Origin of the sequence: Parabacteroides massiliensis (genome assembly GCF_900155425.1) — a bacterium.
GTDB lineage: Bacteria > Bacteroidota > Bacteroidia > Bacteroidales > Tannerellaceae > Parabacteroides > Parabacteroides massiliensis.
In genome coordinates this window covers 1,583,607-1,597,865 of the sequence record NZ_LT700189.1, presented here as the reverse complement: position 1 = coordinate 1,597,865, position 14,259 = coordinate 1,583,607, and the positions used below count along the sequence as shown (strand labels likewise).

The 14,259-nt window shown below is 45.1% G+C and carries 12 protein-coding genes; 4 read left to right on the top strand and 8 right to left on the bottom strand.

From position 1 onward, the window contains the following. Positions 1-23: 23 nt before the first annotated feature. Complete coding sequence (locus tag BQ9893_RS06745) at positions 24-1,145, bottom strand: DUF362 domain-containing protein (protein WP_075965300.1); 1,122 nt, start codon at positions 1,143-1,145, stop codon at positions 24-26. A gap of 159 nt (positions 1,146-1,304) precedes the next feature. On the opposite strand from BQ9893_RS06745, the gene BQ9893_RS06740 reads away from it, so the two are divergent. Together BQ9893_RS06740 and BQ9893_RS06735 are read left to right on the top strand one after the other, a co-directional pair. Further along, positions 1,305-2,447: an ATP-binding protein gene (locus BQ9893_RS06740; protein WP_244155071.1), complete on the top strand. Its 1,143-nt coding sequence runs from the start codon at positions 1,305-1,307 to the stop codon at positions 2,445-2,447. Between the two features lie 31 nt (positions 2,448-2,478). Then, a complete protein-coding gene (locus BQ9893_RS06735; RefSeq protein WP_075965298.1) occupies positions 2,479-3,219 on the top strand; it encodes a nitroreductase family protein in 741 nt (246 codons plus the stop codon). Between the two features lie 80 nt (positions 3,220-3,299). Here BQ9893_RS06735 and BQ9893_RS06730 read toward each other — a convergent pair whose 3' ends face one another. The 4 genes from BQ9893_RS06730 to BQ9893_RS06715 all read right to left on the bottom strand — a co-directional run bounded on the left by BQ9893_RS06730 (position 3,300) and on the right by BQ9893_RS06715 (position 7,189). After that, the gene (locus BQ9893_RS06730) at positions 3,300-4,163 is read right to left on the bottom strand and encodes a nucleoside phosphorylase (protein WP_075965297.1); all 864 of its coding nucleotides are present in this window, start codon (positions 4,161-4,163) and stop codon (positions 3,300-3,302) included. A 71-nt stretch (positions 4,164-4,234) separates the two neighbouring features. Then, the gene (gene floA / locus BQ9893_RS06725) at positions 4,235-5,227 is read right to left on the bottom strand and encodes a flotillin-like protein FloA (protein WP_075965296.1); all 993 of its coding nucleotides are present in this window, start codon (positions 5,225-5,227) and stop codon (positions 4,235-4,237) included. A 38-nt stretch (positions 5,228-5,265) separates the two neighbouring features. Continuing rightward, positions 5,266-5,736, bottom strand: coding sequence for an NfeD family protein (locus BQ9893_RS06720; RefSeq protein WP_075965295.1), 471 nt, complete (start codon positions 5,734-5,736; stop codon positions 5,266-5,268). Between the two features lie 13 nt (positions 5,737-5,749). After that, positions 5,750-7,189: a tetratricopeptide repeat protein gene (locus BQ9893_RS06715; RefSeq protein ID WP_075965450.1), complete on the bottom strand. Its 1,440-nt coding sequence runs from the start codon at positions 7,187-7,189 to the stop codon at positions 5,750-5,752. A gap of 104 nt (positions 7,190-7,293) precedes the next feature. Between BQ9893_RS06715 and BQ9893_RS06710 the strand changes: the two genes are divergently transcribed. Both BQ9893_RS06710 and BQ9893_RS06705 read left to right on the top strand, forming a co-directional pair. Beyond that, positions 7,294-8,049 carry a tRNA 2-thiocytidine biosynthesis TtcA family protein gene (locus BQ9893_RS06710; protein WP_075965294.1) on the top strand — a complete coding sequence of 252 codons (756 nt, stop codon included), beginning with the start codon at positions 7,294-7,296 and terminating at the stop codon, positions 8,047-8,049. An 8-nt stretch (positions 8,050-8,057) separates the two neighbouring features. Then, on the top strand, positions 8,058-8,429 hold the full coding sequence (locus tag BQ9893_RS06705; RefSeq protein ID WP_075965293.1) for a DMT family protein: 372 nt from the start codon (positions 8,058-8,060) through the stop codon (positions 8,427-8,429). 259 nt (positions 8,430-8,688) lie between these two features. Here BQ9893_RS06705 and BQ9893_RS06700 read toward each other — a convergent pair whose 3' ends face one another. The 3 genes from BQ9893_RS06700 to BQ9893_RS06690 form a co-directional block, all read right to left on the bottom strand. After that, positions 8,689-9,165, bottom strand: a complete 477-nt coding sequence (locus BQ9893_RS06700; protein ID WP_075965292.1) for a hypothetical protein — start codon at positions 9,163-9,165, stop codon at positions 8,689-8,691. 82 nt (positions 9,166-9,247) lie between these two features. Beyond that, positions 9,248-11,011: a RagB/SusD family nutrient uptake outer membrane protein gene (locus tag BQ9893_RS06695; protein ID WP_075965291.1), complete on the bottom strand. Its 1,764-nt coding sequence runs from the start codon at positions 11,009-11,011 to the stop codon at positions 9,248-9,250. 13 nt (positions 11,012-11,024) lie between these two features. Further along, the gene (locus tag BQ9893_RS06690) at positions 11,025-14,042 is read right to left on the bottom strand and encodes a SusC/RagA family TonB-linked outer membrane protein (protein WP_081415383.1); all 3,018 of its coding nucleotides are present in this window, start codon (positions 14,040-14,042) and stop codon (positions 11,025-11,027) included. Between the last annotated feature and the right edge of the window lie 217 nt (positions 14,043-14,259).

Genomic DNA, 14,259 nt, shown 5'->3' with positions numbered 1-14,259 from the left:
CATTACGATTTATAAAATCAATTTTATACGGTTATTAATTCATATTCTTGTGTTCCGATACCGATCTTTTCGGCATGTACGAGCCCAGCTTTCCAGTTTGTTTCGGGGTGCATGATGTGGAATTTGTCGCAACCTTCCAGATGCTCGTGGTGCGGGGCATCGGAAAGGCGGTTGCCTGTCTCCAAGATCGGTGCCTTGATCACCATGTCGGCACAAGCCTTGTCCAATGCGACCGGATCGAAAGAGGCGGCGATACCCAAGTCTGGCACAATTGCTGCATCGTTGTGGTTCCAGCAATCACATTCGGGAGAGACGTTCATGATGAAACTGATGTGGAAGTGGGGTTTGTCCGCAAGGACGGCTTGCGTATATTCTGCAATCTTACAATTCAACCGTTCGGAAGTATCCCAAGAGGCCAGGACAGCCTCATCATGTTGGCACAGGGCTACACATTGCCCGCAACCTACGCAATGGTCATAATCGATCACGGCTTTCCGGCTTTCATCCAGATGGATCGCGTCGTGCCGGCAGTGTTTTACGCAGATGTTGCAACCGATGCAATGTTCCCGGTCTACACGAGGTTGCGAAGCACCGTGCAATTCCAACTTCCCGGCTACACTGGCACATCCCATGCCCAGGTTTTTCAATGCTCCGCCGAATCCGGTCTGTTCGTGTCCTTTGAAATGAGTCATGCTGATGATGATGTCGGCATCGGCTATGGCTGATCCGATTTTGGGAGCTTTGCAATATTCTCCGTTGATTTCGATCTCACGGCATTCCGTACCCTTCAACCCGTCGGCAATGATGACATCGCATTTGGCAGAGATAGGATTGAAGCCGTTTTCCATCGCGCTTTGCAAATGGTCTACTGCATTGGCGCGGCGGCCGGAATAGAGCGTGTTGCAATCCGTCAGGAAGGGTTTGGCTCCCAGGTTGCGGAGTATGGTTGCCAAACGTGCCACATAGTTCGGACGGATGTAGGCCAAGTTGCCCGGTTCGCCGAAATGGATCTTGATTGCCACAAATTGATCTTTGAAATCAATGTTTGCTAACCCCGCACGTTTTACAAGACGTTCCATCTTGTCCAACAGGTTGCTGGATGGGGTTGTCCGGAGATTGGTGAAGTAAACTTTAGACGTTTCCATTTGTTTATTGGTTTATGCAGGCAAAGGTACGAAAAAAACTGTTCTTCCTATGAATTGCCGGTTTTGCAGATTGGCTTTTATATCGTATTTTTGTGTCAAATCAGTTAAATTATGGACATGTTTCGGTTAAACCATGAGCAATTACTTAAAGGGGTAAATATGAGTTTCCAACGTTACTTATCCCGGCGGATCAAGTGGGACAAGAGGCTGATCGGCATTTTCGGTGCGAAAGGAGTGGGGAAAACCACGCTTTTGCTGCAACATATCAAATCGGCTTATGGCGATTCTCATGAAGCTCTGTATCTGCCACTCGATAATATCTGGTTTCAGGAACGGCAGATGTTGTCCGAAACTGTCAAGCAATTCTATGAAAAAGGAGGAAGGCATCTTTTTCTGGATAATATCCATCGGTATGGAAACTGGATGCAGACGATAGAGCGTTTGCTCGAAGATTATCCCGATATGCAGGTCGTGTTTACTGCGCCTTTGCTGGCCGAAGGTGAAATGCCGGATTTGTCTTTCGGTGGAAAAGGCAATTGGTATACGTTGCATACCATGTCGTTTCGTGAATATTTGTCCTATGAAGGGGCACTGGAACTCAAACCGGTCCCGTTGGACGAGCTTTTGCTTAACCATGCGGAGATCACGCAACAGGTGATGGACGAGATAAACGTAGTCCCCGTTTTCCGGAATTACCTGGAACATGGGTGCTATCCTTTCTATTGGGAAGATCCGGATGCCTTCAATTTCCGTTTGCAGGATTTGGTGCGGGATTCGGTCGATGTGGACCTGCCTGCCGTTCACCATATGAGCAACTCCGTGTCCAGGAAGATGAAGCAATTGCTGATTCTGCTTGCCAAAGAGGCTCCGGAATTTCCCCGCATGCAAACTCTGATATCCAAAAACGAGATGGATAACGTGCAAATACACAAATTGCTGGGCTATGTGGAGGGAATAAGAGCGCTCCGCATTTTGCAAGTCAGGAAAGAAGGGGGCGGGCTGGCTCGTTCGTATCGTTCTTTTCTGGCAAACACGAATCTGTTGGCAAGTCTTTTCCGGGAGATGGAACGGATCTATTGGGGTGAAACATTCTTCGTCGATCAGATGTCTAATTGCGGAACGGTAGAACTTTTGCATAATGGAGATTATCGTGTGAATGGAAAATACACATTCGTGATTGGTGATCCGCTGATGGACTATGAACGCATCAAGAATGTGGAAAATGCGTTTGCCGCCATACACGGGCAGCCCAAGAGTGTCGGGAACAAGATACCTATTTGGGCGCTTGGCCTTTGTTATTGAAAGATTTTATTGTTAATTAAATATGTAAGTTATGCTGGAGAATATGAAAAGCAGACGGACGATCCGTAAATATACGACTCAGGATATCCCTGAAGCCTTGTTGAATGAATTGCTGGAGGTTGCCACCCGTGCATCCAATACGGGAAATATGCAGCTGTATAGCGTGGTCGTAACCCGTGATAAGGCGAATAAGGAAAAGTTGGCTCCCGCCCATTTCAATCAGCCGATGATCACGACGGCTCCGGTCGTACTCACCTTCTGTGCCGATGCCAATCGTTTTGTGAAATGGGCAGAGCAGCGCAACGCCGTGGCCGGCTTCGACAATTTCCAGACTTTTATCGCTTCGACTATCGATGCGATGCTGTTTGCCCAGAGTTTCTGTACGGCGGCCGAAGAAAAGGGGTTGGGAATCTGCTATCTGGGAACAACGACCTATAATGCGGATAAGATTATCGACGCATTGTCGCTGCCCCGTTTGGTTGTCCCCGTCGTGACGGTCACGGTCGGTTATCCCGACGGAATGCCCGAACAGGTGGAACGCTTGCCACTCGAAGCGGTTGTCCATCAAGAAGTGTATACGGATTATACGCCGGCCTCTATCGATGCGTTGTATCACGATAAGGAAGAACTGGAAGTGAATAAACAATTTGTGCGGGAGAACGGCAAGGAAACATTGGCCCAGGTATTTACGGATGTACGTTATACGAAGGCCAACAATGAATATTTCTCTGACGTGTTGCTGAAAGTCTTGAGAGGGCAGGGCTTTTTGTAACTCTATGTGTTACGGTTGCTAACCCTATGGGTTACGCAGGTTAAAGCATAGGGTTAGCAACCGTAATGCATAGCTTTATTTTATATTCGGTCCAACACCGTTTCGATCAAGCCGGTCATGGAACCTTTGTATTCGGTGTTCATGTCTTTGGCCACCCGGCCGGCAATGATGCAACACACGGTCATGGCGCGATGTCCCATCAGGGCAGACAGCCCGGCGAGGGACGAACTTTCCATTTCGAAGTTGGTAATCCGGCTACCGTTAAAGTCGAATGCTTCTATTTTCCGATTCAACTCCGGATCGGCAAGCGGCAGGCGGAGTTGGCGGCCTTGCGGACCGTAGAAACCGTTGGCCGCAATCGTTACTCCCCGGATAATGTCGTCTTTTGTGATTTGTTCGACTAAAGAAGGGTCAGCGGAAACGACATAGGGCCGGATACCGCTTAACTTCCATTCCAATTGTTTGAGGAGTTCCGATTCGAAAACCTTGTCACGTACCTTTTCGGAATCGGCATAGAAATACAAGACTCCGTCGAACCCGATTGATTTTCCTGCTGCCACATAGGTCCCGACGGGAACAAACGGTTGTAATCCTCCTGAAGTCCCGACACGTACCATTGTCAGTTGCCGGAATTCAGGCTTGATGGTGCGTGTGGCAAAGTCGATGTTTGCCAGAGCGTCCAGCTCGTTCAGGACGATGTCGATATTGTCGGTTCCAATGCCGTGCGAAAGCGTCGTGATTCGCTTTCCTTTATAAGAACCTGTGATGGTGTGAAATTCGCGACTCGACACTTCGCATTCTTTCGTATCGAAGTAGGAGGCGACAGTGTTTACACGATCGGGATCGCCGACCATGATAATCTTGTCGGCAAGCTGTTCCGGTTTCAGATGCAGGTGAAAACAACTGCCGTCGGTGTTGATAATAAGTTCAGAAGGAGCGATCATTTGATTTTAGATTTATGATTTCAGATTTATGATTTATCATCAACACATAAATCATAAATCTGAAATCCTTGTTAGTCTTTTAAAGGTTTCGAAGGCGCATTAGACGGTTTGGCGATTGCTTCGCGCATGCCGGTGTCTGCCTCGATGTTCTTCATCTTATAATAGTCCATGATGCCCAAATTGCCACTGCGGAAAGCTTCGGCCATCGCTTTGGGCACTTCGGCTTCGGCTTCGATAACCTTCGCACGGGCTTCCTGTGCTTTGGCTTTCATTTCTTGTTCGACGGCAACGGCCATGGCACGGCGCTCTTCGGCTTTTGCCTGGGCGATATTCTTGTCGGCCTGAGCTTGGTCCATCTGGAGGAATGCGCCGATGTTTTTGCCTATGTCGATATCTGCAATGTCGATAGACAGGATTTCGAAAGCCGTCCCGGCATCCAATCCCTTGCGGAGCACGAGCTTGGAGATCGAGTCTGGGTTCTCCAGTACGGTCTTATGATTTTCGGACGAACCGATGGAGGAAACGATCCCTTCACCAACGCGGGCCAGAATCGTCTCTTCGCCTGCTCCTCCGACTAATTGTTTGATATTGGCCCGGACTGTCACGCGTGCTTTGGCGATCAGCTGGATGCCATCCTTGGCTACGGCCGTAACGGGAGGCGTGTCGATGACTTTCGGGTTGACCGACATCTGTACGGCTTCGAATACGTCTCGTCCTGCCAGGTCGATGGCGGTTGCCATCTGGAAAGGAAGGTCGATATTCGCTTTCGATGCGGAAACAAGGGCATGGACAACCTTTTCGACATGTCCTCCTGCCAGATAGTGCGCTTCCAGTTCGTCACGGGTCAATGTTTTCAGACCGGCTTTGTGGGCTTCGATCATGGCGCGGGTGATGACATAAGGCGGCACATTACGGATACGCATCAGGAAAAGCTGTATCAGCGAGATGTTGACACCCGAAACTTTTGCCGAGATCCACAGGAGGAACGGCACATAATAAAAGAAAATTACCAGCAGCAATATCGCTGCTCCCAAAAGGGCAAGAGGCACAAAGGTCATTTCCATGTGAGTAGATTTATGAATTATGATTTATACTTCAATTCTCAATTTTTAATTTTTACAACCACATTATAACCGTCGACGCGTATCACCTCGACCGGAGTGTTTTCATCTATCAGTTCGTCTACCGATTTGGCCTCCACAGTGATCCCGTTAATACGGGCTTTCCCGATAGGGGCGAGGCGCGAAAGTGTCAACCCTTCGTCGCCCGGCACGATTCCCAAGTCACGGCTGGACACCAATTTTGAATCTATGTCGGTTTTCAAAGCCACCCGGTTGAAGGATTTTGAGCGCAACAGCCAAGCGAAAGAGGCTGCGAATGCAAGCAATGATACCGCCAACGTCACATTTCCCACCGGTGTGCTAACCGAGTAGGCATAGAACAAGCCGCCGGCAGCAAAAAGGAATCCTCCGACACCGGCCACCGTGATGCCCGGTAGCATAAATATTTCCAACAGGATGAGTGCGATGGCTACAACCATTAGGAAAGTGATGATGAGCGTTTCGAATACCATAAATACTTATGTTTTATCGTTTGTTTTTCAGATAATTGATCTCTGCATTACGAGCTTTCTTTTCCAGCTCTCCGGGCTGTTCCAACAAAGCGTCCAGTTGTTCTTCTGCTTGCAGGATGGCCGGCTTCAATTGCTCTTTGCCGGTCTTGTTACCTTTGGCGTAGGAAGCACGCAGGCCGTCGAGTTTTTCATTCAGCTCTTTGATCTGCTTGTTCAGGGCGACCGCTTTTTCGTAGTAGCTCTTTGCCTCAGGGCTGTTGATCTCGTCCCACTTGTAGTAGACGATATTATCCGCGATGATGAATTCGAAATCCTTCTCGATCTTTTCCTCCCCGTAAGGTATTTTTGTATGGGACAGACGAATCAAGTCGGCATAGTCGGCTCCTTCCTTCCAGGAATCCCTGATGGAGGTGATCGCGGCACGGGCTCGTTTCACTTCGATGTCTTCACTTTCCACCCGTTTGTGTTCCGGGTTTGGGATGAAGAGATAGACGCAGGCTTTGCCTTCCGGCTGGAAACGGTCGGAAACGAACCAGCCCAATCCTTTCACATCGTCGAAGACCATCATATAGTCGTTATAGGGCGAGTTGAACGGCATACCTAATTGTTCCGGTGCCAGATACGTGTCGGAGTTGGTATTGTAGCGGGTGACGAAGAGGTCATAACCGCCTATCGAGCCGTTCCCTTTGGAGGAATAATAGATCGTAGCTCCGTCGGAAAGCACGAACGGGTAGTTATTGTCGTCATTGCTGTTGATACTCATCGGCAACTGTTTCTCGTCTCCCCATTCGTCCATGAGCATGGATTGGGTGAAGAGGCAGTAGCGGCCGTTGTCTGTCGAATGGGCATAATAAATCTTGTCGCCTTTCTGGTTCTTGTATACGGTCGAGTTCACAGGCTCGTTTGTCTGGAAGAAATCTTTGTAGGAATCGAGTGTGCCGCTTTCTTCGCTCAGAGTATAAGCGGAAAGGAAATCATTTTTGTCCACGACCAAGCTGTCGATGATCTGGACGTTTTCAACCTTTTCCATCATGCGTTGTGCGTTGTTTGCCAGGTCGAGCTTGGCTTCGAACGCTTGCGGATCCTGTTTCTTTTTTGTCAGCAGGTCGATATATTCTTCCAGCGTTTCGCCGGCTTCATCGAAGCGATACGTCTTGTAGTAGACTTCGGCCATATAGCGGTATGCGTCTTGCACTTTGCGCTTGACGGCCACTTTCAGATGTTTTTCAGCCCCGTCGAGATCGCCTGTTTCATAGCAGCAAACGCCATACCAATGATTATAAGAAGAGTTACTTGGTGCTTGTTTGACCAATTTTTCGAAGGCCGGCTTGGCCTCCGCATATTTACCTTCATTGTATAATTTCTTTGCTTCGGCCAGACTTTGTGCATGCAGCCCGCCACAGAGTAACGTAATTCCTATTGTATAAAACAGTTTATCAGATAACCAATTCATCATAAATCATTACTTTTGTGTCCGATTACAAAAATAGGAATTAAAATCAAGAATCAAAGCCCTTATTTTTTAATTCTTAATTTTTAATTCTTAATAAGTGAAGTATGGCAAAGTTGACAGAAGAGGAACTCCTGTTTCGCAAAGTGGAAGAGAAGGTTAAGAAGGCGATATTCGAATATGGCCTTATCGAGGATGGCGACCGCATATTGGTCGGTCTGTCTGGCGGAAAGGATTCCCTGGCGTTGGTAGATTTGTTAGGACGCCGTTCCAAAATATTCCGGCCTCGGTTTGAGGTGGTCGTGACACATATTGTGATGTCTAATATCCCGTACCGTTCGGATATCGATTATCTTAGAAGCCGGGCCGATGAGCACGGGCTTCCTTTCTTCGTACACGAGACGAGTTTCGACGCATCGACCGACACCCGTAAATCCCCTTGTTTCCTTTGTTCGTGGACACGGCGGAAAGCCATGTTCGATATTGCGAAGCAGCACGGTTGCAACAAAATTGCCCTCGGGCATCATCAGGATGATATTCTCGAAACCCTTCTGATGAATATGATCCACCAGGGAGCTATCGGAACCATGCCACCACGTTTGAAGATGAATAAGTTCGAGATGGAGATTATCCGGCCTATGTGCCTGGTGGAGGAAAAAGATTTGATCCGTATTGCTGCGTGGCGGGGATACCGGAAGCAAATCAAGAATTGCCCGTACGAATCCGGCTCCAGCCGTTCGGAGATGAAGGAGGTGTTGTCGCGTCTGGAGGCGATCAATCCGGAGGCACGCTATAGTCTTTGGAGTAGTATGTCGAATATTCAGGAGGATTATCTTCCGAAAATCATAAACCATAAATCATAAATCATCTCATGCAAGGATTTTATACTATTCTGTTATTGGTCGTATCCAATATCTTTATGACGTGTGCCTGGTACGGGCATCTGAAGATGAGGCAGCAGTTCAGTTGGTTCGAGCATCTGCCGTTGATCGGTGTTGTCTTGTTCAGTTGGTTTTTGGCCTTTTTCGAGTATTGTTTCCAGGTTCCGGCAAACCGGATGGGATTCCGGGATAACGGTGGCCCGTTCAGCCTGATCCAGTTGAAGGTGATCCAGGAGGTGATTACGCTGGTTGTCTTTGTCGGCTTCAGTTCGATCGCTTTCAAAGGCGAGTCATTTAAATGGAACCATGCGCTGGCATTCGTGTTTTTGGTAGCAGCGGTCTATTTGGTGTTTAAGAAATAGGGAGAGATGTCTGTTGTTCCCATGTCTTGACAGTTTTGAACCGTAAATGCTGAATTCCTGATATGTAATAAAATGATGGCGATCCGTAGGGGCGGGGTTCTACTCCGCCCATGCAAAATCAACATCCTCCTATCGAATGTCAATGGGCAGAGCAGAGCCCTGCCCCTACGGAATGACAATCATTTCCCGTCATAATCTGAATTTATCCACAAATGGGACAAAGTCAAAGTTCAGGAGTTGTTTCACTATCATCATACAATTACCTGCTTCCGGAAGCTACCAAATCTACTGAATCACCTACATATTGCTTTTCTGCTGAACCGTTTATTTTAGTTATAACTAATCTTGCATAACTTTGTTGATTTTCCCCAGTAAGGAATAAACGTACGTAACAATGATTAATACCCGGCTGAAGAACTCTTGTTATAGTTTGGAAATCATTTTCATTATTGAGACGTATCAGTGGAGTAGTACCTATAGATGCTTCACAACTAACATTTCCTGTAGCATTAAAAGCTAATATAAATGTATATGTCGCTTCTCTTTCACAATAGATATCTCCTGAAATCCAATTATATCCGCCTTCATACTTGGTTTGTTCTATATTATTGAAATAAGAAAAATCTGTAACTGCTGAACGAGTCATTAGCTTGGGTTCTGAGTCTACAATTTCAGAGTTATCGCAAGCGGACATAGCTAATAATAGGCTTAAAAAAATGTAATGTAATTTGTTCATGATCTTAACTGTTTGATTTAAAGTAAATATAAAAAATAGATTAGAGAGTATGTCGAAACTCAACATACCCTCTAATAAGTAACTAATTTAAAATAACTCCACTATTATCCAATGGATTTTGTGTCAGTGTATTGCCATTAGGATATGCATCAATGGCCTTTTGCGGGATATAATAAGTAACCCGGAAATCTGTAGCGGTGACCTCCTCCATTGCATTATGAGCACCTGGGAAATGTCGGGTCAATGTACCTCCGTTGCGGAACACGTCATAACTGCGTTCTGCCTGAAAAGCTAATTCCAATTGGCGTTCTTTATCAATTAAGGAAGGAGCAGTTGTTACATCCAAAGAAGCATAGCCTTCTCCCGGAATAGAACGTTCGCGAATTGTATTCAAATCGTTCAATGCTTCACCATATCTTCCTAACTTTGCATTGGCTTCTGCACGGTTCAGATAAATTTCACCTAAGCGGGAAATAACAGGCGAATGTAAATGGGAATCTTCTCCTTCGCGGGAACACTTTACAATGTAAAATTTCGGATGTCCGTTATTCAATGATATTTCATAATCGACAACACCAGTATAAGTCTTACCGTTATATTGAATGGTATAGTACTCTTCTGCTGCTCTATTCGGATCTGAATCAGGCGTGAGTGTATAACTCGCAGTTCCATCGGTACAAGTATTATCGCCAGTCATCTTAAATTGTTGGTAATAATAACCACTTTGCGTTCCGTTATTATAGATGTCATTTATGAAACGGAAAACTTTCGTATAATTGCCATCACTGTCTGCTACATATTGCGGCTCAATAAAGTTGGCACGGGCATCTACAATCTTCTTGTGATCCGGCCGCCAATCGTTACGTCCGGTTTCGTTCAGCAAATCAATGTATTTGGCACTGGCAAACATTTCGCCCCAACCCATACCGCCGATAACACCATACATACCACCTACACCATAATAATGATCATAGCCCGAAAACTCAGAAGCTACACGTTTTATGCAAAAGATAGATTCCGGATTGTTTTCAGGGACAAAAGTATTATACGCCATGAAATCTTCGCGGGGAAGCAGTTCATAAGCACCGGAATTAATTACCTGTGTAGCATAGTAAGCGGCAGAATCTGCATACTGTGTGTTGGGGTTTGAATAAGTGCCGCTCATGTAAAGATAAACGCGTGACAACATAGCCTGAGCTGCTCCTACTGATGCAAAAATAGGCCCATTGTTCACATTAATCATACTTTCCGCCTTCTTCAGGTCGGCGATTGCCTGCTGGTAGGTTGTTGCCACTGTCGATCGATCCGGTAATTGAACGTTGTTCATATCGTCCGGAGTCCCGTTAACAATAGGTATACCCAAGTTTTTATCTGGAGCTTGATAATAAGGTCGGCTGAATGCACGGGCAAGATAGAAGTACATCATACCACGGATGTAGTAACATTCGCCAAGCTTACTATCTATCTCTTCACTCTGTCCTTCTTCGATCATTTTCATGATATTGGATGCTTGAGCTACTGCTTTGTAACCATAATCCCAAAAAGTCAGCAAACGATCGTTATCAGGCGTACGGGAAAAAGAAATGAATGAAAAGAAATCATCGGATGAATATTTGCGAATCATCATATTGTCACCAGAATATTCACCTAAACGATGCATAGGATCAGACCAGGTTTTCAACTGGGCATAACTACCGCCTAATAGACCGTCTAAGGCTGTTAGTGGATCTGAAGTAATGTCTTCGGCAGCCATACTTCCATTTGGTAATCGTTCGATATCGCATGACATTAATACCATACTTGAACAAACGGTGGCCAAAAGGATTTTAGATATTATTTTTTTCATAAAAACTTACGTGTTAAAAAGTTAAATTAAGACCAAACATGTATTTGCGGGTAGATGGATAAACAGCAGGTCCCGCAGAACCGATAACCGAATTTTCATCTGCTGGAATTTCTGGATCAACACCGGAATAACCAGTAACAGTCAATAAATTTTCTCCGCTAAAGAATACACGTAGATTCTGAATATGATATTGAGGCAAACTCATGTTATATCCGATACTCAGTGAACGGAGTTTCAAATAATCGCTGTTTTCCAGAAAGCGAGTAGATGCTTTATTGGACTGGGATAGATTGTCCATTGAAGCTACCGGATGAGTCGCAATATCGCCGGGTTTTTCCCAACGGCTCCAACCATCCTTTAACTTCATCTGGTTGCGATCTGTATAAGTGCCATCAGAATCGTATTCCAAGCGGGAGTAATTGTAAATCTTTCCTCCGATTGAAAAACCGAATACGGCATTAAAGTCTATACTTTTCCAACTAATAGAAGTGTTGAAACCTCCAAATAGCTTTGGTGTGGAAGGTGGGCAAATAACCCGGTCGGCTTTAGCATAATCTTCAGTAAGAACCCGGCTGCCATTTTCGGCTGTCGTATACCATTGAGCTGCACCTGTTTCAGGATTGACACCTGCCCATTCTTGTATAAAAAAGGCATCGCTGCTGTAACCTGCTTTAAGAATCTTACTTGCAGTACCTGCAATATTAATATCTCCACCACCTATAATTTGCATTTCTGGATCATCGCCATACAATTTTTCTACGATATTCTTATTATGCCCCATATTGGCTTCCAAGCTCCAATTCCAGTCTTTTGTTTGGATGATGTTTCCTCCGATTGTCAGTTCAATACCTTTGTTACTGATTTCACCAACATTCTGCCAACGACTGGTAACACCGGTTAATCCGGATACTGGTGTCTTATATAAGACATCGGTCGTGTATTTATTATAGTAATCGAGTGAAATACGTAAACGGTTGCTAAAAAGATTCGCGTCCAAACCGATACCGAACGTAGAAGTTTGCTCCCAGGTTAAGTCCGGATTTCCAACTTGATTGATCAGTGTTGCAGGCACGCCGTTATAATTGGCGGAGACTGAATAAAGCGCGTATTGTGGATAAAGTACTCCCGGTCTGTTTCCCATTGTACCATATGATGCACGTACTTTTAAAATATCTACCCAGTCGGCTTTAAACCAATTTTCACGGTGGATATTCCAACCGCCACTTATAGAATAGAAATTACCGTATCGGGCATTATCCCCGAAATTGGATGCACCATCGCGACGAATAGAAACTTCTGCTACATATTTATTATCATATGAATAGTTGGCACGGGCAAAATATGACTGTATAGCCGATTCGCTCAAACTGCCTTTTGTCGCTTCAGGTAAAGCTGCTACATCCAACACCTCGAATCCTGGAGCAAAACCGGTTCCTTTGGCTTGAACGACTTTACTTTGGTAGTCTTTAAACTCATATGCCAATACGGCTTCTATCGAATGTTTGTTGAACTGCTTACTGAATGACAAATACTGGTTGGTATAGCGTCGAACCATATTACTCTGATATTCGTCAATACGACCATTTACGCCTGATGCACCGCTACTGCGAGGGTCTGTATAAGAATGATAATAATAATTTTGGTATTTATAACTGTTCACGGAATGGAAAGTCAACCAATCGGTTATTTTTATGTCGAAATCAACATTCCCTAAAAACTCATATGTTTTATAGTCTGTATGATTTCCGTATGACAAATCTAATAAGTAGTTTGTCGGCGTATTGTTTACCCAACCCGAATAGTAATGAGGAACCAGATTACCGTTCTCATCGTATGGACTATCCCATGGGAGCATAGAATACATTGCAGTAACCGAATATTGCGCATCAGTTACATCACGCATAGCACCCGATATGGACGGTTTAATTGTTAGCCATTTAAAAGGTTTATAATTCGATTTGTAACGGAAGTTATAACGGGAATAGTCGTATCCTTTCACAGCTCCTTCTTCATCATAGTAACCTAAAGAAAAGTAGGAATTGATCTTATCGGTTCCACCGGAAAGTGAAATGTTATACTCCTGTGTGAATCCGGTTTGAGTAGCCAGATCCCACCAATCGAAGTTTGAATTCCGTAATTCGGGATTCCAACGTGGAAAATTGAGTGTTTCGGCATTGCTGAATGAAGCAAAATAGTCATACAATTCTGCACCATCCATCATTTGCATATTACCATTATTTAATGTACTGATTCCTAACTTGGCAGATGCACTAACCTGTAGATCTCCACTTCGTCCGGATTTGGTCGTTACAAGGATAACCCCGTTAGCACCTTCCGAACCGTAGATAGCTGTGGATGCTGCGTCTTTTAGGATTGTCATCGTTTCGATATCAGACGGATTCAATAGTCCGGCACCATCTCCGACAATTACCCCATCGATTACCCATAAGGGAGCAGTCGAACCATTCAGTGTTGCTTTTCCACGCACTACTACGGCGCCGCTTGCTCCTGGTTGCCCAGAACCCGGTGCTACATACACACCTGAGATCTTACCATTCAACATGTTTTCAACTGAAGGTGTCGTGATATCCGTCAGCTTTTCTTTTTTCAGAGTCTGCAATGCACCCGTCAAGCTTTCTTTCTTCTGCGTGCCATACCCGACGATGACTACTTCTTCCAGTGCTTGAGAATCTTCTTTCAGGGCGATTTTGATGTCGGTTTGTCCGGTGTAGGGGATTTCCTGTGTTATATACCCGATAAAGGAGACTTGGATAATATCGCCTCGTTTCAGGCCTTCCAAAATGACTTGGCCGTTACTGTCGGATACGTTTCCGTTGGTCGTTCCCTTTATTACTATGGAAGCTCCGACTACTGGGCCGAATGAATCTTCCACTATACATGTGACTTTCCCGTTCTGTTGGGAAATGCTGACATTTTGCTTTACCGGAGCTGTGTCTGCCCAAGCTCCTCCCGGTACAGCTAAAGTACCTGTCAGCAAAATGGCATTTACTAAAATTGACTTTTTCAACATAGAATTATAATTTAAAAGAATGTTGTTTGATTTTTCTTGACCATTATATCCTATGTGAAATAGAAAGAGGATATTCTTGGCGCTATTTATTTTTGTTTTATACGTGGTTCTGATAGAACTATGGCGTTTTTTTAGGTTTTCTTTCTGTTTGATATGGAAATAGTATGGTTTTGTAACTTTTTGAATAATTCCTTGATCGTTCTGGGTTATCTAAATG